The sequence below is a fragment of the Cryptosporangium aurantiacum genome, assembly GCF_900143005.1.
GTDB lineage: Bacteria > Actinomycetota > Actinomycetes > Mycobacteriales > Cryptosporangiaceae > Cryptosporangium > Cryptosporangium aurantiacum.
In genome coordinates this window covers 58,628-80,108 of the sequence record NZ_FRCS01000020.1, presented here as the reverse complement: position 1 = coordinate 80,108, position 21,481 = coordinate 58,628, and the positions used below count along the sequence as shown (strand labels likewise).

The following is a 21,481-nucleotide window of genomic DNA, read 5'->3' as shown; positions in this document are numbered from 1 at the left end:
ACCGCTGCGGGTTGGCCTTGGCGTTCGGCGTCAGCGTCAGCGTCTCGCCGTTCGGCGGCGCGGTCCGGCAGGACCGTCGCGATGCCGGCGGTCACGGCCACGGTGGCGGCCAGCGCGCCCGCGGCCAGCGCCGGCGCGGGGAAGCGAAACCGGAAGCGGCGTCGGGAACTCGCGCGGGACAGCTCGCGGACCAGCGCGTCCCGGTGGAGGGACCGGTGGGGCAGCGGTACCTCGTCGTGCGGGGGCGGGAGCAGCGTTCGGGCCATCGCGGCCGTGTGCCTGCGCCGGGCCCTGGCGGTGTTCCGCGCCGTGTTCGTCGCGATGCCCAGCAACCAGGGGAGCAGCGGACCGCCCTCGGCGTCCAGCCGGCCGCGGCACCGCCAGGCTTCCAGGAACGTCAGCGAGACCGCGTCCTCGGCCGCCGACCAGTCACCGAGCAGCCGGTAGACATGGTTGTAGACGCGGCGGGCGGCCTGGTCGAACAGCTCGCCGAAAGCGGCGGGATCCCCCGCGCGCACGCGTTCCCGCAGAGTGGTCGTCACGTTCCTGTCCTGTCCACAGGGACAGGACAGGTTCCCGGTCAGCGGCCGTGCGTGGACAGATAATCGGTGAAACGCTCGTCGACCTGTTCCGGGGTGAGACCGAACTCCTCGAGCGTGTACCGGTGCGCGGGTTTGCGGTCGCCGGTCTTGCTCTCCGCGTGCAGCGTCGCCATCGCGGTGCGGGCCTCGTCGGTCAGCTCCAGGTCGAAGTGCGCGTACACCCGCTCGGCGGTGCCGACCGGGTCGGCGACGAACTCCGAGTACTCGACGTCGAAGAACTGCGCCTGGTCGTACCGCGCCCGGTCGGCGCGGAACCGGTCGAGCCCGCGCGCCCAGAGCTCGAGCTGGTCCTGGCCGACGACCTCACCCCGGAACACCGTCGACCAACCCTCGGTGGCCGCCTGCGCGAGGCTGCACATCGACGCCATCCCGGTCCGCGGCGGTCGGTGGGTCTGGATGACCAGCGCGTCGGGGTAGGCGGCGAACAGCGCGTCGAGCGCGAACAGGTGGCTCGGGTTCTTCAGCACCCAGCGTTTGCCGGCGTCGGGCAGCCCGATCAGCTGCAGGTTGCGCCGGTGCCGCTGGTAGGCGCCGACCCAGTCGCGTTCGGCGAGCCAGGCCGAGTACCGCGGGAGGTGCGCCAGGCACTCGAACGAGATCGACTCCATCGACTGCCGGAGCAGCTGCCAGCACTCCTCGACCTGGTCGGCCGACATGTAGTGCAGGCCCATGAACTCGGGGTGCTCGATGTGGTGCTGCTCGAACGCGCCCTGGATCCGCTGGTAGACCGGGTCGCGTTCCCAGGTGTCGCGGGGTGGCCGGGGCTGGGGGACCTCGGTCAGCCACATCTCCAAGCCCTGGTGGGCGGGGTCGGCGGTGAGCAGCCGGTGGAGTGCGGTGGTGCCGGTGCGGGGGAGACCGGTGACGAAGATCGGCCGCTCGATCGGCACGCTCGCGTACTCGGGGTACTGCTTCCACGCCGCTTCGCTCAGCAACCGGGCGACCAGCGCGCCCCGGAGGAACGCCCGCTTCACCGCGTTGCCGAACGGCGTCAGCGCGGCGTCGGCCTCGTACGACTCCAGCAGGACGGCGAGCCCCTCGCGGTAGTCGTCGTCACCGAAGTCGGTCAGCCCGGTGATCTTCGTGGCCGAGGCGTGCAGGTCCTCGACGGTGCCGACCCGATCGCGCCCTACCATCGGTTCTCCTTGAAGCGCTGTTGGAATTCCCCGCAGTTGGCGCCTGGCCGACGGTGGGCTTTTAGTGATGGAATTCCCCGCAGTTGACGTCGAGGCACTGGCCGGTGATGCCGCGGGCCAGCGACGACGCGAGGAACACGACCGCGTCCGCGATCTCGTCCGGCTCGGGCAGCCGACGCAGGTCCAGGTCGGCCGCGGTCTCGTCGTAGATGTCCTGCTGGGTGACGCCGCGCTCTTCGGCGAGGTAGTTGAAGTACCACTTCAGGTTGTCGGCCCAGATGTAACCGGGGGCGACCGAGTTGACCCGGACGCCGTGTGGGCCGACCTCCGTGGCCAGGTTCTGCGCCAGCGCCAGCAGGCTCGCCTTGGCCATCTTGTAGGGGCCGAACGTGCGCCGGGAGTGGCGCAGCACGGCCGAGTTGATCATGACGACCGCGCCCGCGCTGTCCTGCAGCGCTGGGAGGAACCGCCGGGTGAGCGCGAGCGCGGCCAGCACATTGGTCTCGAAGCCCCGCCGGATCCCATCCAGATCAACGGTGCGCAGGTCTTCGAGCGGCGGAATCGCGAACGCGTTGTTCACCAGCGCGTCCACCCGGCCGAACGCGGCGAGGGTGCCCTCGACGAGCGCCGCGGTGTCCTCGTCCTTCCGGACGTCGGTGCGGAACGTCACCGCGCGACGCCCGAGCGCGGTGACCTCCTTCGCGACCTCGGCCAGGCGCGCCTCGGTGCGCGCGGCCAGGACGACGTCCGCGCCGGCGGCGGCGCTGCGCACCGCGATCGCCCGGCCCAGGCCCGGCCCCACCCCGGAGACCACCACGACCTTGTCGGTCAGGAGCCCGCTCATCCCAGCATCCTTCCGGCGAAGGCGGACTGACGCGCCGCGATCCGGGCGGCCCAGTCCTCCGGCGTGATCCGCTGCTCGGCGTGGTACGGCAGCCGGTCGGGCAGCTCGTCCACCGGCACCAGGTCGACGGTCGGCCCGTCCTCGGCGGTCATCGCCCGAGCGACCCGCTGCCAGCGGATCTGGACGAACCCCCGGTCGTGGCCGGTGCGTTCCACCCAGTTCGTCAGCCCGGGGTTGCGCTCGCTGATCACGAACCGGATCCGGCCGTCCGGGTCGGCCTTCGCCTGGTCGGCGGTGAGGCTGGTCTGGTGGTTGACGTAGTCCAGCGAGATGTACCAGCGGCTCCCGAGCTGCAAGCCCTGGTACGGCGCGTCGGACTTCGGCACGGTGACGACCATCGCGACGTCGTCGTTGAGTTCGTAGTGACCGACCGAGGAGTACTGGGTGGACAGCCCGCCCGGCGTGAGCCGGGGCTCGGTCAACGTGTTGACCGGCAGGTTCAGGTAGAACCACTCGGGGAACTGCAGCCAGGTCCGTAACCGGGACAGCAGCATCTTGCCGGCCGCCGCGTACCGTTTGGCCAGCTGCTCGGTGGTGGGCGGAACGGGGGCGGAACCGGCCGTGTCGGCGCGGCGGATGCTCAGCAGCCCCCGCTCTTCGGCGCCCCAGTCGCTGTAGACCTCGCGTACCGCGAGCATCGACGCGCCCTTGGCCAGCGTCACGTAGTTGCGCCGCCCGGCCGCGGGCTCCGGGCCGAACCGCAGCTCGAACGTCCCGTCGTCGGCGATGTCGATCGACCGGTCGTCGAACGCGGCCGGGCTGTCGGGCACCTCGGCCGGCGAGTAGTCGCCGGCCAGCACCTGGAAGCTCAGGTCACGGGTGGTGCCCCGCCGCCCGGTGACGATGTACTCGGCGTCGTCCCGGAGGTTCGCGTGGAAGTAGAGGGTGTCCGGGTTGTCCAGCGCCATCTTGTGGTACGGCCCGGTCGACTCCGCGAAGAACGGAAAGTCCCGGTCGTAGGCCCAGGCCATGTGCAGCGACGCCTTGATGCTGCCGGCCAGGTACTCGTACCCCTCCGCCAGATCCTGCGCGGTGCGGATGTGCGGAGCGTCGGCGATGATCTTCTCCGCCTCGGCGATGGCATCAGCAAACGGCTGGGTCAGCACCGGGCGGCCTCCTTGCGCAACGGGTGGACAGACACTAGAACGCGTTCTGATCTGACGTCAATGAGTCGTCGGCGCGCCGGCCCAGCGGTTCGCGGTCAGCCGGTAGCTCGGCAGATCGTCGAGCGACATCGACGACTCGAAGAGGCGGTCGTAGCCGGTGCGGCTGATCCGCCAGACGCCGTCCTCGCCGCGGGCGTAGGTGTCCTCGTAGAACGCGGCGCCCTCGATCACGACCTTGTACTCCGGCGCGATGATCAGGTCGGAGAACGCCCAGGTTCCGGTCGCGTGGTCGCCGTTCACCTGGATTTCCGGCTGCCCGGCGAGGTGAACGCTGATCAATCCGGGACCGAGGTTCTCGCGCATGAACGACACGATCGCCTCCCGGCCGGTCAGCACCAGCCGGTCGCCCATCGCGGGCGTCCCGTAGTCGGCGACCGCGTCCTCGGTCAGCGTGTCGGCTAGCTGGTCCCACAGCTTCTGGTCGACGCTGCGGAGGTAGCGGTACTTGAGCTGGCGGATGTCCTCCAGCGTCAGCAGGTGTTCGAGGGTGCGACTCTCCATACCGTCAGCGTGCCGCTTCCTTGGCCGAGACACAAGAACCTGTTCTAATTCTGGGCTATGACGACCGGAACCTACGAGATGACGCACCTGCAGGCGCTGGAGGCCGAGGCGGTCCACATCCTCCGCGAGGTCGCGGCGACGTTCGAGCGTCCGGTGCTGCTGTTCTCCGGAGGCAAGGACTCGGTGGTGATGCTGCACCTGGCGGTGAAGGCGTTCTGGCCTGCGCCGCTGCCGTTCGGGGTGCTGCACGTCGACACCGGCCACAACTTCGACGAGGTGCTCGCGTTCCGGGACGAGACCGTCCGCAGGCTCGGCATCCGGCTGATCGTCGGAAACGTGCAGGACGACATCGACAGCGGAGCCGTGGTCGAGGAGCGCGGCCCGCGGGCCAGCCGCAACCGCCTGCAGACGACGACGCTGCTGCGGACGATCGACGAGCACAAGTTCGACGCGGTGTTCGGCGGCGCCCGGCGGGACGAGGAGAAAGCACGGGCGAAAGAGCGGGTGTTCAGCTTCCGGGACCGGTTCGGCCAGTGGGACCCGCGCGGACAGCGTCCGGAGCTGTGGAACCTCTACAACGGCAGGCACCGGCCCGGCGAGCACATCCGGGTGTTCCCGCTCTCGAACTGGACCGAGCTCGACGTCTGGCGCTACATCCGGGACGAGCGGATCGAGCTGCCGTCGCTGTACTACGCCCATCGCCGACCGGTCGTCGCCAGGGACGGCATGCTGCTCGCCCACACCTGGCACCTCGCGCTTCTCGACGGTGAGGAACCGGTCGAGGCGCTGGTGCGGTTCCGCACGGTCGGCGACGCGACCTGCACCGGCTGCGTCGAGTCGACCGCGGCCACTCCGGACGAGGTGGTGAGCGAGGTCGCGGCGACCCGGGTCACCGAGCGCGGTGCCACCCGGGCCGACGACCGGATCTCCGCCGCAGGCATGGAAGACCGCAAGCGAGAGGGTTACTTCTGATGCGCGCGCCCAAGACCCTTCGCCTCGCCACCGCGGGCAGCGTCGACGACGGGAAGTCCACGCTGGTCGGACGCCTGCTCTACGACTCCAAGGCGACGTTCACCGACCAGCTGGCCGCGGTGGAGCAGGCCAGCCGCGACCGCGGTGAGGAACTGAACCTCGCGCTGCTCACCGACGGGCTGCGGGCCGAGCGGGAACAGGGCATCACGATCGACGTCGCCTACCGGTACTTCGCGACGCCGAAGCGCTCGTTCGTCATCGCCGACACGCCGGGGCACATCCAGTACACCCGGAACATGGTCACCGGTGCGTCCACCGCCGACCTCGCGCTGATCCTCGTCGACGCGGTGAACGGGCTGACCGAGCAGTCGCGGCGGCACGCGTTCCTGGCCAGCCTGCTCGGCGTCCCGCACGTGGTGCTCTGCGTCAACAAGATGGACCTGGTCGACTGGTCGGCCGAACGGTTCGAGGAGATCAGCGCGGACTTCGAGCGGTTCGCCGCCCGGCTGGACGTGCACGACCTGAGCGTCATCCCGGTCTCGGCGCTGCACGGCGACAACGTTGTCCACCGCAGCGCGTCGATGCCGTGGTACGAGGGGCTACCGCTGCTGCACCATCTGGAGCAGGTGCACGTCGCCTCCGACCGGAACCTGATCGACGTCCGGTTCCCGGTGCAGTACGTCGTGCGGTCGCCTGGGTTCCGCGGGTACGCCGGGACGATCGGGGGTGGGGTGTTGCGCCCCGGAGACGAGGTCGTCGCACTGCCGGGCGGGTTCACGACCACCGTCCGGGCGATCTGGGCGCCGGGCGGCGTCCGCCTGGAAGAAGCGTTCGCGCCGCAGGCGGTCACCCTCCAGCTCGCCGACGACATCGACGTCGGCAGGGGAGACCTGCTGTGCCGGCCGGGGAACCGGCCGCACGTCGGGACCGACCTGGACGCGCTGCTCTGCTGGTTCAGCGAGCGGAGCACGCTCGCGGCGGGCGGCCGGTACGTGCTCCGGCACACGACCAGGGAGACGAGGGCGCGGGTCAGCGCGCTGGAGTACCGCTTGGACGTGAACACGCTGCACCGGGACCCGGACGCGAAGGAGCTCGCGCTCAACCAGATCGGCCGGGTCCGGCTGCACGCCCAGCAGCCGGTGCTGTTCGACGCCTACCGCCGGAACCGCGCGACCGGCGGGTTCATCCTGGTGGACGAGGTGACGAACGAGACCGTCGCGGCGGGCATGATCACCGGGCCGGCGGTGCGGTCCTCGTCGGTGTCCTGGCACTCGTCCGGCGTGACGCGCGACGATCGGGCGTCGCGCGGTGCCACGATCTGGCTGACCGGGCTGCCGGCGTCCGGGAAATCGTCGGTGGCGGTAGAACTGGAGCGGCGCCTGGTCGCGGCCGGGCGTCCGGCCTATCTGCTGGACGGCGACAACCTCCGGCACGGGCTCTGCGCCGACCTGGGCTTCACCGCGGCCGACCGGGCCGAGAACGTCCGCCGGGTGGGCGAGGTCGCGAAGCTGTTCGCGGACGCCGGGACGGTCGCGGTGGTGTCGCTGGTCAGCCCCTACCGCGCCGACCGGGACGCGGTCCGGGCCGCGCACCGGGACGCCGGGCTGCCGTTCGTCGAGGTGTTCGTCGACACTCCGGTGGACGTCTGCGCGGCGCGCGATCCGAAGGGGTTGTACGCCAAGGCGGCGGCGGGGGAGATCACCGGCATGACCGGCGTGGACGACCCGTATGAGCCGCCGCGCACCCCCGAGCTGGTGCTGCGCCCGGACGACGGCGACCCGACCACGATGGCCGCCCTCATCGCGGATCTGACGGAGAACTGACACGGGCCTGCCGAAAAAGGCGTGAGTGCAGTGCGGATAAGTATGCGCTGTGAAAGCGGCACGTCTTTGTGTTGATGCGCTCGATTTCACGTGCAGTCCTCCACGAATATTGCGTGCGGCAACCGGCCTGATACTCTCGGTGGAGTTCCGGGAAATGCCCACGCGGATTCGTGGGTGGACTGCCGTAGAGATGCTCGTCGCACGGTGGGGGCCGCTGTGATGGAGTTCGACTCGCGCGCTACTTTGGACGACTGCCCGTTCTGCGCGGCCAATTTCGGGTCGGGGGAGGCGCTTCCCTGGTACGACACACCGCTATTCCGTCATGCCGGTACCGCGGTGGCGATTGCGGCCGTGGGGTCGATCGGCCTGTCTGGTGCACTCTCACGTCCACATAGTTCCCGGCCACTACTCGTTCACGACGCGCGATCTTCCTGTGGATAATTACCCGACCTTCGCTGAGGCGGTGCATACTGCGCCGGGTGATACCGCCGATGGTTATCTCCTGTATCAGGAGCCCGGCGGAGCCGTCTGTCTCGCTTCAGATCCCGGGGTCTCCCAGTTCTTCCGTCGTCGCATTGCTTATGTTCTGGGTCGGCCCCACGAATGGGACTACGCCGTGTGCCCCGGATGGGAGAACGTGCGCATGACCCACAAGTGGCTCCGATGCGAACAGTACGGTGCCCCGCGTTCGTCCCCGCCGCCGCTCGCGTCGAGCGCCTGATCGATTGAGGAACATGCGGAACACCTCGGTCCAGTTTCCGGATGTGGGGTGAGCGATCGCCGAGGCACGTCCTCCCTCGACTTCGGCGAGATCGACGCCTGCGTAGAACGCGCGCTCGAGTTGCTCCGGCACACCTATCGGAGCGGTCCCGGAGGTGCCGGTTGGTACCACCGGCTCGACGTCGACCAGCCAGGACCCTCAGCCACCGCGGCCGGGCTCGCCGCATTCCTCGTGTTCGGCCGGGAGTTCGACGCGCTCCCGGCAGCGCTCGCGTTCCTCAGCCGACGCCAGATCACCGCCGCGGACGCCGTGCTCGACGGCGGCTGGGCGGTGAACACCAGCGTAGGGCGTCCGGTCACCGAGGCGACATCGCTCGTCACGTGGCTGCTGCACCGGGCCCGCCTCGATTTCACGCCGGACGGCCCGGACCTGCGCCGCGCCTGTCGCTGGCTGATCGCCAACCAGAACTCCGACGGTGGCTGGGGCTCGTTTCGCGGCCAGCCGTCGCGTATCTGGTTGACAGCTATGGCGATCCGCGCGCTGACATCACTGGAGCCGTTCGAATCGGGGGTGCAGTCGGGTGTCGAGTGGCTACTCCGGAACCGGGATCCTCTGACCAGGGCCTGGGGCGAGGTACCGGGTGGGCCACCGACCGTGACCCATACCGCGATCGTGGTCACCACGCTCGCCGACGTTCAGTCAGGAGGTCGGCGCGGCGACGTGACCGATGCGCTCGCCGCCGGGTACGCCTGGCTCGCCGGGAACGTGAGAACCAGCCGCATTGACGACGAGGATGCGCGGACGGAGGAGTACAACGTGTCGTGGGCCGGGGAGGGAAGCACCGGTTTTACCTGGCAGAGCACGGTGTGGCACCCCAGCCTCCCGTACGCGCTCTCCGCGCTGACCCGCGCGCCCGACGGCGTGCGCCTCGACCTGGTCGCGCAGAGCGTTCGGACGATCCTTGCTCACGCCTCGGGCCAGAACCGCCGGCCGGTTCAGCTCGTCGACCGCGCGCGCGAAGTAGACCCGATAGGGGTGAGGCACTGTATGGTCTCCTTCCGGCCGGACCGCGCCGACCGGGTACTGGTACCGGGCAGCTCCGCCGTCGCGCGCCGGCCGAGTTCCTCGTTCCCCTCCGCGAACTCGAGGATGGCCTCCCGCCCGTCGACCGTGAGCAGCCGGCCGACCTTCGGCATGGAATCGGGACGGAGCCTCCGGGGAGCATGAGGCGGTCGACCTCCGCCCACGTCGCGGCTTCGATGCGGCGATTGTGCGTCCAGACCAGGCTGGTAGGAACCGAGGCCGCGTTCCGCGGCCAGGCGTTCGGCATCCTCCGGTAACGGTATCGGCTCGGCGGCGGCGGCCTGCTCGGGCGGTGCGGCGTCGGGATCCATCACCCAGTCCGATCATCGGCGTCGAAGCGGGCGCGATGTTACCGACGGCTCTGGACAGGATGGCCGGCGATGCGCCAAACTCAGTCGCGGCATACTGCATACAGTAGCCCGGAGGTGTCTCGATGGAGTACACGCTCGTTTCCGACTTCCACGGCAGGCAGTACCGGGTGGGAGAGAACTCCACCGAGCTGATCGGACGATCCCGGGCCTGGATGCTCCGCGCACCGTGGGCCGCGATGGCCGCGGCCGGGCTACTGCAGTACGGCATCGCCGCGACGCTGCCCGCGCTGGCGCGGACGAACGGCTGGAGCAGCACCGAGACGCTGTGCGTGCTCGGGGTATGGGTCGCGTGCCAGGCGGGCGTCGCGGTCCCGGCCACCTGGCTGTACCGCCGGGGCGCCCCGCGACGGTTGTTGGCTTTTGCTGCGGTGCTGTGCGGGATCGGGCTCGCGACACCGGCGCACACCGGGAACGTGGCGGGCGTGCTGCTGGGCTACTCGGTCCTCGGCGGGCTCGGCGCCGGCCTGGTCTACGTCGTGTGCATCGGGGTGGCGACCGAGTGGTTCCCGGAGCGCATCGCGAGCGTCACCGGCGCGGTGAGCGGGGCGTTCGGGTACGGGGCGGTGCCGTTCGTCCTGGTCGCGTCCGGAGTGGACGCCCGGCCGGTGGTGTTCGACGTGGCGGCCGTGCTGGTCTTCGGTGCGGTGGTGAGTGCGGCGCTGGTGGTGCGCCGCCCGCCGGAGCACTGGTGGCCGGCCCAGCTCGATCCCCGGCTCTGGGCACTCGACCGCCGCCTCAACCGGAGCATCCCGAACAACGCCCCGGCGATCCGCGCGCACGGACCGGCCGACGCGCTGCGCAGCGGGATGCTGCCGCTGATGTGGGCGCTGGTGGGCATCCTCGCGGCGATGGCGCTGTTCGACCTCGCGTACCTCGGCACCTCCGGGAGTGGCGTCGCCGTGCCGGTGGCGGTGCTCGCGTTCGCCACCGGCCTGGCGCGGGTGGTGACCGGGCGGCTCTCCGACCGGGTCGGCCGCCGCCGGATGCTGATGGCCGCGCTCCTGCTCGGCGGCCTCGCGCAGTTCGGCCTGCTGGCCGGCGTCAGCGGGGACCGGCCGGTCGCGGTGCTCCTGTCGGCGGCGGTCGCCGGCGCCGGGACCGGTGCCGGGTACTCGCTGCTGGTCGGCCTGGTCCGCGACTGGTTCGGCGACGAGGCGACGCTGCCCAACTACGGGCTCGTCTACACCGGCAAGGCGGTCGGCGGGGTGGCCGGCCTGCTGCTGGTCGCCGCACCGGGCAACCATGTCGCGTTCGCCGTGGCCGGTCTGCTCGGAATCGGCGGTGCGCTCGCCGCGACCGTGCTGCGCCGACCGGGCCGCCCCGGGCTGCCGCTACCCGGCCGCTGACCAGCCACTTAGGGCATTCGGCGGACAGCGCAGTGTGAAGTGCGACACCATACTGATCACGTCATACGGTATGCAATATGCAAGCACCGACGACGCAGGAGGACGACGATGGGGAAGGCACTCGAGGGCATCCGAATCCTCGACATGACACACGTCCAGTCCGGACCTTCCGCCACCCAGTTACTGGCGTGGCTCGGGGCGGACGTCATCAAGCTCGAAGCGCCCGGCAAGGGCGACATCACCCGTAGCCAACTCCGCGACCTGCCCGACGTCGACAGCCTGTATTTCACGATGCTCAACTGCAACAAGCGCAGCATCACCGTGAACATGAAGAGCGACGAGGGGAAGGAGATCTTCACCCGGCTGGCCGGCGAGGCCGACGTGCTGGTGGAGAACTTCGGCCCGGGCGTCGTCGACCGGTTCGGCTTCTCGTGGGAGCGGCTCCAGGAGCTCAACCCCCGGCTGATCTACGCGTCGATCAAGGGCTTCGGTCCGGGCCGGTACGCCGGGTTCAAGGCCTACGAGGTCGTCGCCCAGGCGATGGGCGGCTCGATGAGCACGACCGGCTTCGACGACGGCCCGCCGACCGCGACCGGCGCGCAGATCGGCGACTCCGGCACCGGCGTCCACCTGGTCGCGGGCATCCTCGCCGCCCTGCTCCAGCGCACCACCACCGGCCGCGGCCAGCGCGTCCAGGTCGCGATGCAGGACGCGGTGCTCAACCTCTGCCGGGTCAAGCTCCGCGACCAGCAGCGCCTGGCGCACGGCCCGCTCGGCGAATACCCGAACGACCGCTTCGGCGACGAGGTGCCGCGGTCGGGCAACGCGTCCGGCGGCGGCCAGCCCGGCTGGGCCGTGAAGTGCGCGCCCGGCGGCCCCAACGACTACATCTACGTCATCGTCCAGCCGACCGGGTGGGGGCCGATCGCGAAGCTGATCGGGCGGCCGGAGCTCGCCGACGACCCGCAGTGGAGCACGCCGAAAGCGCGGCTGAACAAGCTCGACAAGATGTTCGCGCTGATCGAAGAGTGGACCGAGAAACACACCAAGTGGGCCGTGATGGAGGACCTGAACGCCCACGACATCCCGTGCGGGCCGATCCTCTCCACCCGCGAGCTGATCGAGGACGACACACTCGCGCAGCTCGGCTCGGTCGTCGAGGTCGACCACCCGGAGCGCGGCGCGTTCAAGACCGTGGGCTGCCCGATCAAGCTGTCCGATTCGCCGATCGACGTCGAGCGCTCGCCGCTGCTCGGCGAGCACACCGATCAGGTTCTGGCCGAGCTCGGACTGGGCGACCGGGCCGACGCGTTCCGCGCTGCCGGCGCGATCTGAGGAGGCACCGTGTCCTACGACAAGGCCGCAGTACGGGCCGTCCTCGACAAGCTCGCCGCCGACGGGCGGGACGCGCTGACCGCGCCCGAAGGCAGGGCGGTGGTCGAGGCCTACGGCATTCGCACCCCCGGCGAGGGCCTGGCCACCAATCCCGAGGACGCCGCGGGCGTCGCGTCCGCCCTGGGTTTTCCGGTCGTGATGAAGATCGTGTCACCGGACATCCTGCACAAGACCGACGCCGGGGGCGTGATCGTCGGCGTCGCCGACGCGGCGGCGGCCGCCGAGGCGTACCGCACGATCGTCCGCAACGCCCGCGCGTACAACCCGGACGCCCGGATCGTCGGCGTGCAGGTCCAGGAGCAGCTCACCGGTGGACACGAGGTGATCGTCGGCGCGGTCACCGACCCGACGTTCGGCAAGATCGTCGCGTTCGGGCTCGGCGGCGTGCTGGTCGAGGTCCTCAGGGACGTGACGTTCCGCCTGGCCCCGACGTCACCCGCGACCGCCCGCTCGATGATCGACGGGATCAAGGCGGCCGAGATCCTGCGTGGCGTCCGGGGCGCGGAGCCCGCCGACACCGAGGCGCTGGCCGACCTGATCCGCCGGGTGTCCGACCTGGTCACCGACTTCCCGGAGCTCGCCGAGGTGGACCTCAACCCGGTGCTGGCCACCGCCACGTCGGTGACGGCCGTCGACGTCCGCATCCTGGTGGATCCCGACGCCGGGAAGACCCCGCAGAGGTTCACCCGCGCGGAGATCCTCGCGTCGATGAACCGGATCATGCGGCCCGCGTCGGTCGCGGTGATCGGCGCGTCGGCCGAGGACGGCAAGATCGGCAACTCGGTGATGAAGAACCTGGTCAACGGGGGTTTCGCAGGGGCGATCCACCCGGTGAACCCGAAGGCGTCGGAGATCCTCGGGCTGCCCGCGGTGCAATCCGTCGGGGACATCCCCGGCGACGTCGACGTGGCGATCTTCGCGATCCCGGCGAAGTTCGTGCCGGCCGCGCTGGAGGAGGCCGGAGCCAAGGGTGTGGCGGGCGCGATCCTCATCCCGTCCGGCTTCGGCGAGACCGGCAACCACGAGCTGCAGGACGAGGTCGTCGCGATCGCCCGGAAACACGGCGTCCGGATCCTCGGGCCGAACATCTACGGCTACTACTACACCCCGCAGCACCTGTCGGCGACGTTCTGCACGCCGTACGACGTGCAGGGAGGCGTCGCGCTGTCCTCGCAGAGCGGCGGCATCGGGATGGCGATCCTCGGGTTCAGCCGCTCGGCCCGGATGGGTGTCTCGGCGATCGTCGGCGTCGGCAACAAGGCCGACATCGACGAGGACGACCTGCTGACGTTCTTCGAGGACGACGACCACACGCAGCTCATCGCGATGCACCTGGAGGACCTCAAGGACGGCAGGGCGTTCGCCGAGACCGCGCAGCGGGTGTCGAAGCGCAAGCCGGTGATCGTGCTGAAGGCCGGACGCACGGCGCAGGGGGCCCGTGCGGCGAGTTCGCACACCGGCGCGCTGGCCGGCGACGACGCGGTCTACGACGACATCCTGCGGGAGAGCGGCGTGATCCGGGCGCCGGGCCTCAACGACATGCTGGAGTACGCGCGGGGCGTGCCGCTGCTACCCACGCCGAAGGGCGAGAACGTCGTCATCATCACCGGCGCCGGAGGCTCCGGGGTGCTGCTGAGCGACGCCTGCGTGGACCATCAGCTGTCGCTGATGCGAATCCCGCACGACCTGGACGAGGCGTTCCGCGCCTACATCCCGCCGTTCGGCGCGGCGGGCAACCCCGTCGACATCACCGGCGGCGAACCACCGTCCACCTACCGCAACACGATCGCGCTCGGGCTTTCCGACCCCCGGATCCACGCGTTGATCCTGGGCTACTGGCACACGATCGTGACGCCGCCGATGACGTTCGCCGAATTGGTCGTGGACGTCGTCGAGGAGTTCCGCGCGAAGGGCGTCCACAAGCCCGTCGTCGCGTCGCTCTCCGGAGACGTCGAGGTCGAAGAGGCGAGCGAATACCTGTACCGGCACGGCGTCGTGGCCTATCCGTACACCACCGAGAAGCCGGTCGCCGTGCTCGGCGCGAAGTACCGGTGGGCCCGCGCGGCCGGGCTCCTGACCGATTCCTGACACACCAACCCAGATCGACGAAGCGCGGCGGTGAAGAGCGGCACCCATAGCGAGCAGGAACGGGCCGGCACGCCCGTTCCTGACCACCTGCCCAGGAGGTCCAGCGTGAGTACTTCCGAACAGTCCGACGCGACGAGCGCCACCGTGGCGCCACCGGAACCCGGTCCGGCCGGGTACCGCGAAGTGACCGACGTGAACGGCCGGACGTACCGGGTCGGCGAGACCGACAAGGCTCTGATGGGCCGCTCCCGCCGGTGGATGGTGATCCTGCCCTGGTTCGCGATGATGGCGATCAGCTCCTCGGAGTACGCGTTCACGTCCGCCGAGGAGACGCTGTCGACCGCGCACGGCTGGCACGGCTCGCACATCTTCTGGCTGCTCGGCGTCTGGGTGTTCTTCCAGGCGGCGGTGGCGTTCCCGGTCGGCAAACTCCGGGAGAGCGGTGTACTTCCGGTGCGCGCGGCGATGGCGCTCGGCGCCGTGGGCACGGTGCTGGGTTACCTCGCGCTCGCTTACGCGCCGAACGTCTTCCTGGCCTACCTGGGCTTCGGCTTCTTCGGTGGCACCGGCGCCGGAATGGTGTACGCGACGTGCGTCAACATCGTCGGCAAGTGGTACCCCGAGCGGAAGGGCGGCAAGACCGGGTTCGTCAACGGCGGGTTCGCGTACGGCTCGGTGCCGTTCATCTTCCTGTTCAAGTCGTACATGGACACCAGCAACTACAGCGGCGTCCTGCTCGTCGTCGGGCTGTTCCTGGCCGCCGCGGTGGCGATCAGCGGCTTCTTCATGGTCGACCCGCCGAAGAACTGGTGGCCGCCGCACGTCGACCCGCTGCGCGCCTCCGCCGACGACCCGCGGATCCGCCGCGCGCTGCTGAAGAACCCGCCCGCGGTGAAGCAGTACACGCCGATGGAGGCCGTCCGGACCGGCATCCTGCCGCTGATGTGGTTCTGCCTGCTCTGCACCGCGGGTATCAACATCTTCGGCATCGCGTTCCAAGTGCCGTTCGGTGACGAGATGGGCTTCGCCGGCGGGATCGTGGCGCTGGCGATGAGCCTCAAGGCGATCGTCAACGGCACCGGCCGCGGCGTGATCGGCTGGATCTCCGACCGGTACGGGCGGCGCCAGACGCTGATCTTCGTCTGCATCGTGCTGGGGCTCTCGCAGTACGCGGTCTACTTCTCCGGCTCGATCGGCAGCCTGCCGCTGTTCCTGCTGGCGTCGATGGTCTCCGGCTTCGGCGGCGGCGCGATCTTCCCGCTGTTCGCGGCGATGACCGCGGACTACTTCGGGGAGAACAACAACGCGTCGAACTACGGGCTGGTCTACAGCTCGAAGCTGGTGTCCGGGCTGGTCGGCTCCGGACTCGGCGCGGTCGTCGTCGCCGCCTGGGGTTACGGCGGTGCGTTCATCCTGGCCGGGACGATCGGCATCATCACCGCCGGGCTCGCCACGCTGCTGCGGCAGCCAGGGCGGAACCTCCGCAACATCAGCCGGGATTCCGTCGCCCTCTCCGCCTGACCCCGTGGCCGCGCCCGCTCCGGGCGCGGCCACGCCACGAATGCCGTCCGCAGAGGTCGGTCGAAAAGGAATTCCTCGAAGGGGGAAGCACCAGATGAGGATCGCGGTACTCGGCGCCGGTGCGATCGGTGCCTACGTCGGGGCGGCCCTGCACCGCGGCGGCGCCGACGTCCACCTGATCGCCCGTGGTGCGCACCTGGCCGCGCTGCGGCAGCACGGCGTGCGGGTGCGCAGCCCTCGCGGCCACTTCGTCGCCCACGCCCACGCCACCGACGACCCACGGCAGGTCGGGCCGGTCGACTACGTCTTCCTCGGGCTCAAGGCGCACCAGTACGCCGCGTGCGGTCCGCTGATCGAACCGCTGCTCGGCCCCGACACGGCGGTGATCGCCGCGCAGAACGGCATCCCGTGGTGGTACTTCCACGGCCTGGCCGGGCACCCGCTCGAGGACCGGCGGATCGAGGCCGTCGACCCGGGCGGTGCGGTCAGCGCGGTGCTGCCGGTTCGCCGGGCGATCGGCTGTGTCGTGTACTGCTCGACGGAGATCGAGGAGCCGGGCGTCATCCGACATCTGGAGGGCACCCGGTTCTCGATCGGCGAACCGTCCGGGGAGATCTCGGCGCGCTGCCTCGCGTTCAGCGACGCGATGGTCGCCGGCGGTCTCAAGTGCCCGGTCGAGCCGAACCTGCGCGACGACATCTGGATCAAGCTGATGGGCAACGTCGCGTTCAATCCGCTGTCCGCGCTGACCAGGGCCACGATGGTCGACATGTGCGGGCACCCGGGGGCCCGCGACCTGGTCGCCGCGATGATGCGGGAGACGGTGGCGGTCGCCGCCGCCACCGGCTGCCACCCGTCGGTCTCGATCGAGCGGCGGATCGCCGGCGCCGCCCGGGTCGGTCACCACAAGACCTCGACGCTGCAGGACCTGGAAGCGGGCAAGGAACTCGAGCTCGAGGCGATCATCGGCGCGGTCGTGGAGATCGCGGCGCTGACCGGGGTGCCCGCGCCGACGCTGCGGAACGTCTACGCGGCGGCCGACCTGCTGGCCCGCACCGTCGCGCTGGCCGGTTAGGGGACACGATGAGTCGAGCTGATGTGTCGCGCGTTGATCCCCGGCGACGCCGGAGAGGCCGCGGGGAGCCGACGAGCCCGCTCGCCGGCATCGATCCGGGGTTGGTGCTGACCGTGCGGCGGGTCGCGGCGGGGTTCCGTGACCACCGCGGGCCCCTGCTGCCGATCCTGCACGCGCTCCAGGACGAGCTCGGGTACGTCCCGCCGGACGCCACCCCGATCCTGGCCGACGAGTTGAACCTGTCCCGGGCCGAGATCCACGGCGTGATCACGTTCTACACCGACTTCCGGATGTCGCCGACGCCGGTTCCGCCGGTGCGGATCTGCCGGGGGGAGGCGTGCCAGGCGGTGGGCTCCGAGGAGTTGGTGGCCGCCGCCGGTGGGCGGGCGGGTCAGGTGTTCTGCCTCGGTAACTGCGCGCTCGGGCCGTCCGTCGAGGTGGCGGGACGGGTGCTGGGCCGGGTCACCCCGGAGAAACTGCGGGAGGTGCTGTCGTGACCGTTTATGTTCCGCGTGACTCCGCGGCCCGCTCGGTCGGCGCCGATGCCGTCGCGGAGGCGTTGGAGGCACGCGGTATCGACGTCGTGCGCAACGGCTCCCGGGGAATGCTCTGGCTCGAGCCGCTCGTCGAAGTCACCACCGCACGGGGGAGGGTCGGCTACGGCCCGGTCACACCGTCCGACGTGGAGGCGCTGCTGGCGGCGGGTCTCCTGGACGGCGCCCCGCACCCCCTGCGCATCGGCGTCGTCGACGACGTCCCGTGGCTGGCCAGGCAGAACCGCGTCACGTTCGCCCGGATGGGCGTCACCGACCCGCTGTCGCCCGACGACTACCTCGCGCACGGCGGCCTGGCCGGCCTGCGGCGTGCGCTGTCGCTGACCCCGGCGCAGGTCGTCGACGAAGTCACCGAATCCGGTCTGCGGGGCCGCGGCGGCGCCGGCTTCCCGGCCGGGATCAAGTGGAAGACCGTGCTCGGCTGTGAGGGTCCGCTGAAGTTCGTCTGTGCGAACGCGGACGAGGGGGACAGCGGCACGTTCGCCGACCGGATGCTGATCGAGGGCGACCCGTTCGCGCTGATCGAGGGAATGGCGATCGCGGCGCACGCGGTCGGGGCGTCCGAGGGGTACGTGTACGTGCGCTCCGAGTACCCCGATGCGGTGGTCACTCTGCGGACGGCGATCGACCGGGCACGAGGCCGCGGCTGGCTCGGCGCGAACATCCTCGGGAGCACCACAAGTTTCGACCTGCACGTCAGGGTCGGCGCCGGCGCCTACATCTGCGGTGAGGAGACCGCGATGCTGGAGAGCCTCGAGGGCAAGCGCGGCATGGTGCGTGCCAAGCCGCCACTCCCGGCGATCGAGGGCCTGTTCGGCAAGCCGACCGTCGTCAACAACGTGCTGACGCTCGCGACCGTGCCGGCGATCCTCGCCAGGGGCGCGGCGGCCTACCGGGCGCTCGGCGTGGAACGGTCGCGCGGCACGAACGTGTTCCAGCTCGGCGGCAACGTCGCCCGCGGCGGGATCGTCGAGACCGCGTTCGGGATGACGCTCGGCGAACTCGTCCACGACTACGGCGGTGGCACCCGCTCCGGACGTCCGGTGCGGTGCGTCCAGGTCGGCGGGCCGCTCGGCGCGTACGTCCCGACGTCACAGTTCGGGCTGCCGCTGGACTACGAGGCGTTCGCCGCGTCCGGGGCGATGCTCGGGCACGGGGGCGTCGTGGTGTTCGACGACACCGTGGACATGGCCGCGCAGGCCCGGTTCGCGTTCGAGTTCTGCGCCGAGGAGTCGTGCGGCAAGTGCACGCCGTGCCGGGTCGGCGCGGTGCGCGGCGTCGAGGTGATCGACCGGATCCGTACCGGCCAGGAACGCGAGAAGAACCTCGTGCTGCTCGCGGACCTGTGCGTCCTGATGACCGACGGGTCCCTCTGCGCGATGGGCGGCCTGACGCCGATGCCGGTGCGCAGCGCGCTGACCCACTTCCAGGAGGACTTCTCATGACCCTGCTCAAAGAACCCGACTTCGGGACGCCCGCGAAGCCCGGGGCGCCGACCGTAACCATCGAGGTGGACGGGTTGCCGGTGGCCGTGCCGCCGGACACTTCGGTGATGCGCGCCGCCGCGCAGGCAGGCGTCAACATCCCGAAGCTCTGCGCGACCGACAGCCTGGACGCGTTCGGCTCGTGCCGGCTCTGCGTCGTCGAGATCGACGGGCGCCGGGGCACCCCGGCGTCCTGCACCACGCCGGTCGGCGACGGGATGCGGATCCGCACCCAGTCGCCGCACCTGGAGCGGCTGCGCCGTGGCGTGATGGAGCTGTACCTCTCCGACCACCCACTGGACTGCCTCACCTGCCCCGCCAACGGCGACTGCGAGCTGCAGGACATGGCCGGCGAGGTCGGGTTGCGCGAGGTCCGCTACGGCTACGACGGCGCGAACCACCTGGACGCGCCGAAGGACACCAGCAACCCGTACTTCGACTTCGACGAGTCCAAGTGCATCGCGTGTTCCCGCTGCGTGCGCGCGTGCGACGAGATCCAGGGCACGCTCGCGCTGACGATCGCGAACCGGGGTTTCGCCTCGAAGGTCGCGCCGGGGCCGACGTCGTTCCTGGACTCCGAGTGTGTGTCCTGCGGTGCGTGCGTCCAGGCCTGCCCGACCGCCACGCTGCAGGAGAAGTCGGTGGTCGAACTGGGGATGCCGTCCCGGACCGTGATCACCACGTGCGCGTACTGCGGCGTCGGCTGCTCGTTCAAGGCCGAGCTGCGCGGCACCGAGCTGGTCCGGATGGTCCCGCACAAGGACGGCGGTGCGAACGAGGGGCACTCGTGCGTCAAGGGCCGGTTCGCGTTCGGCTACGCGACCCACCCCGATCGGGTGCTGTCGCCGATGGTCCGGGACTCGATCACCGACCCCTGGCGCGAAGTGTCCTGGGAGTTCGCCATCGAGACGGTCGCGCGCCGGTTCCGGGAGATCCAGGGCGCGCACGGCCCCGGCTCGATCGGCGCGATCTCCTCCTCGCGGTGCACGAACGAGGAGGTGTACGTCGTCCAGAAGATGGTGCGGGCGGCGTTCGGGAACAACAACGTCGACACGTGCGCGCGGGTCTGCCACTCGCCGACCGGCTACGGCCTCAAGCAGACGTTCGGCGAGTCCGCCGGCACCCAGGACTTCAAGTCGGTCGCGCTGGCCGACGTCATCCTGGTGATCGGCGCGAACCCGACCGACGGCCATCCGGTCTTCGCGTCCCGGATGAAGCGGCGGCTGCGGCAGGGCGCGCAGCTGATCGTCGTCGACCCGCGCCGCATCGACCTGGTGCGGTCCCCGCACGTCGAGGCCGCCCACCACCTGCAACTGCGGCCGGGCACGAACGTGGCCGTGGTGAACGCGCTCGCCCACGTCGTGGTGACCGAGGGTCTGGTCTCCCGCGACTTCGTGGCTTCGCGCTGCGAAGGCTACGACGAGTGGGCGACGTTCATCGCGTCGCCGGAGAACAGCCCCGAAGCGGTGGAGGGCATCACCGGCGTACCGGCCGCTACCGTACGCGCCGCCGCCCGGCTGTACGCGAACGCCGGCAACGGCACCATCTACTACGGGCTCGGCGTCACCGAGCACAGCCAGGGCTCGACGATGGTGATGGGGCTGGCGAACCTCGCGATGGCGACCGGCAACGTCGGCCGGGACGGCGTCGGGGTCAACCCGCTACGCGGGCAGAACAACGTGCAGGGCTCGTGCGACATGGGTTCGTTCCCGCACGAGCTGCCCGGGTACCGCCACGTTTCCGACGACGTCGTCCGCGAGCTGTTCTCGGCACGCTGGGGAGCTCCGATCCTCGCCGAGCCCGGGCTGCGTATCCCCAACATGTTCGACGCCGCGATCGACGGTTCGTTCCGGGGCCTGTTCGTGCACGGTGAGGACATCGCGCAGTCCGATCCGAACCTGTCGCACGTGACGGCGGCGCTGTCGGCGATTGAGCTGGTCGTCGTCCAGGACCTGTTCCTCAACGAGACCGCGAAGTTCGCCCACGTGTTCCTGCCCGGGGCGTCGTTCCTGGAGAAGGACGGCACGTTCACCAACGCCGAGCGGCGGATCAACCGGGTCCGCGCGGTGATGCCGCCGAAGACCGGGAAGAGCGAGTGGGAGATCGTCTGCGAGATCGCGACCGCGATGGGCTACCCGATGGCGTACTCCCATCCGTCCGAGATCATGGACGAGATCGCCGCGATGACCCCGACGTTCGCCGGGGTGTCGTTCGAGGCGCTGGACAAGCTCGGCAGCATCCAGTGGCCGTGCAACGCGGCGGCGCCCGCGGGTACGCCGGTCATGCACGTGGACTCGTTCGTGCGCGGTCGCGGGAAGTTCGTCCGGACCGCGTACGTGGCCACCGAGGAGCAGACGACCCGCCGGTTCCCGCTGGTGCTCACGACCGGACGGATCCTCAGCCAGTACAACGTGGGCGCGCAGACCCGGCGTACCGGGAACGTGGCGTGGCACCCGGAGGACCTGCTGGAGATCCATCCGCACGACGCGTCCGAGCGCGGGGTGTCCGAGGGAGACCTGGTGCGGCTGGCGAGCCGGGTGGGGGAGACGACGCTGCGCGCGACGATCTCCGACCGGATGCCGGTCGGGGTGGTCTACACGACGTTCCACCACCCGGTGACCGGCGCGAACGTGGTCACGACCGAGCACTCGGACTGGGCCACGAACTGCCCGGAGTACAAGGTGACCGCCGTCCAGGTCGCGCTGGTGCCGGCGAAGCTCCCGTCCGGGGTGAACTGAG

The 21,481-nt window shown here is 70.4% G+C and carries 15 protein-coding genes and 1 pseudogene; 11 read left to right on the top strand and 5 right to left on the bottom strand.

The annotated features are described in order from the left end of the window. Positions 1 to 257: 257 nt before the first annotated feature. From BUB75_RS48675 to BUB75_RS38310, 5 genes and pseudogenes are all read right to left on the bottom strand, one after another. Positions 258 to 530 (bottom strand): annotated as a pseudogene (locus BUB75_RS48675) (RNA polymerase sigma factor); the annotation flags it as partial. A gap of 50 nt (positions 531 to 580) precedes the next feature. Then, positions 581 to 1,738: a sulfotransferase family protein gene (locus BUB75_RS38325; protein WP_073264683.1), complete on the bottom strand. Its 1,158-nt coding sequence runs from the start codon at positions 1,736 to 1,738 to the stop codon at positions 581 to 583. A gap of 61 nt (positions 1,739 to 1,799) precedes the next feature. Next, a complete protein-coding gene (locus BUB75_RS38320; protein WP_073264681.1) occupies positions 1,800 to 2,582 on the bottom strand; it encodes an SDR family oxidoreductase in 783 nt (260 codons plus the stop codon). Then, complete coding sequence (locus BUB75_RS38315) at positions 2,579 to 3,748, bottom strand: hypothetical protein (RefSeq protein ID WP_073264679.1); 1,170 nt, start codon at positions 3,746 to 3,748, stop codon at positions 2,579 to 2,581. Before BUB75_RS38315 ends, BUB75_RS38320 begins: the two co-directional genes overlap by 4 nt. Before the next feature lie 57 nt (positions 3,749 to 3,805). After that, positions 3,806 to 4,309: a nuclear transport factor 2 family protein gene (locus BUB75_RS38310; protein ID WP_073264677.1), complete on the bottom strand. Its 504-nt coding sequence runs from the start codon at positions 4,307 to 4,309 to the stop codon at positions 3,806 to 3,808. A gap of 57 nt (positions 4,310 to 4,366) precedes the next feature. Between BUB75_RS38310 and cysD the strand changes: the two genes are divergently transcribed. From cysD to fdhF, 11 genes are all read left to right on the top strand, one after another. After that, complete coding sequence (cysD, locus tag BUB75_RS38305) at positions 4,367 to 5,281, top strand: sulfate adenylyltransferase subunit CysD (protein WP_073264675.1); 915 nt, start codon at positions 4,367 to 4,369, stop codon at positions 5,279 to 5,281. Then, positions 5,281 to 7,104, top strand: coding sequence for an adenylyl-sulfate kinase (cysC, locus tag BUB75_RS38300; protein ID WP_073264673.1), 1,824 nt, complete (start codon positions 5,281 to 5,283; stop codon positions 7,102 to 7,104). Before cysD ends, cysC begins: the two co-directional genes overlap by 1 nt. A 769-nt stretch (positions 7,105 to 7,873) precedes the next feature. After that, entirely contained in the window at positions 7,874 to 9,052 is a 1,179-nt protein-coding gene (locus tag BUB75_RS38295; RefSeq protein ID WP_073264671.1) for a prenyltransferase/squalene oxidase repeat-containing protein, read from the top strand. Between the two features lie 289 nt (positions 9,053 to 9,341). After that, a complete protein-coding gene (locus tag BUB75_RS38290; protein WP_073264669.1) occupies positions 9,342 to 10,625 on the top strand; it encodes an MFS transporter in 1,284 nt (427 codons plus the stop codon). A 108-nt stretch (positions 10,626 to 10,733) separates the two neighbouring features. Beyond that, positions 10,734 to 11,960 (top strand): formyl-CoA transferase, encoded by a 1,227-nt coding sequence (gene frc / locus BUB75_RS38285; protein WP_073264667.1) that lies wholly within the window; start codon positions 10,734 to 10,736, stop codon positions 11,958 to 11,960. A gap of 9 nt (positions 11,961 to 11,969) precedes the next feature. After that, positions 11,970 to 14,108 (top strand): acetate--CoA ligase family protein, encoded by a 2,139-nt coding sequence (locus BUB75_RS38280; RefSeq protein ID WP_073264665.1) that lies wholly within the window; start codon positions 11,970 to 11,972, stop codon positions 14,106 to 14,108. A gap of 144 nt (positions 14,109 to 14,252) precedes the next feature. After that, on the top strand, positions 14,253 to 15,629 hold the full coding sequence (locus tag BUB75_RS38275; RefSeq protein ID WP_073264752.1) for an MFS transporter: 1,377 nt from the start codon (positions 14,253 to 14,255) through the stop codon (positions 15,627 to 15,629). 94 nt (positions 15,630 to 15,723) lie between these two features. After that, positions 15,724 to 16,704: a 2-dehydropantoate 2-reductase gene (locus BUB75_RS38270; RefSeq protein ID WP_073264663.1), complete on the top strand. Its 981-nt coding sequence runs from the start codon at positions 15,724 to 15,726 to the stop codon at positions 16,702 to 16,704. A gap of 8 nt (positions 16,705 to 16,712) precedes the next feature. Beyond that, the gene (locus tag BUB75_RS38265) at positions 16,713 to 17,201 is read left to right on the top strand and encodes an NAD(P)H-dependent oxidoreductase subunit E (RefSeq protein WP_084742219.1); all 489 of its coding nucleotides are present in this window, start codon (positions 16,713 to 16,715) and stop codon (positions 17,199 to 17,201) included. Further along, positions 17,198 to 18,703: a formate dehydrogenase beta subunit gene (locus BUB75_RS38260; RefSeq protein ID WP_073264661.1), complete on the top strand. Its 1,506-nt coding sequence runs from the start codon at positions 17,198 to 17,200 to the stop codon at positions 18,701 to 18,703. Before BUB75_RS38265 ends, BUB75_RS38260 begins: the two co-directional genes overlap by 4 nt. Further along, positions 18,700 to 21,480, top strand: coding sequence for a formate dehydrogenase subunit alpha (gene fdhF, locus BUB75_RS38255; RefSeq protein WP_073264659.1), 2,781 nt, complete (start codon positions 18,700 to 18,702; stop codon positions 21,478 to 21,480). Before BUB75_RS38260 ends, fdhF begins: the two co-directional genes overlap by 4 nt. Position 21,481 lies beyond the last annotated feature (1 nt).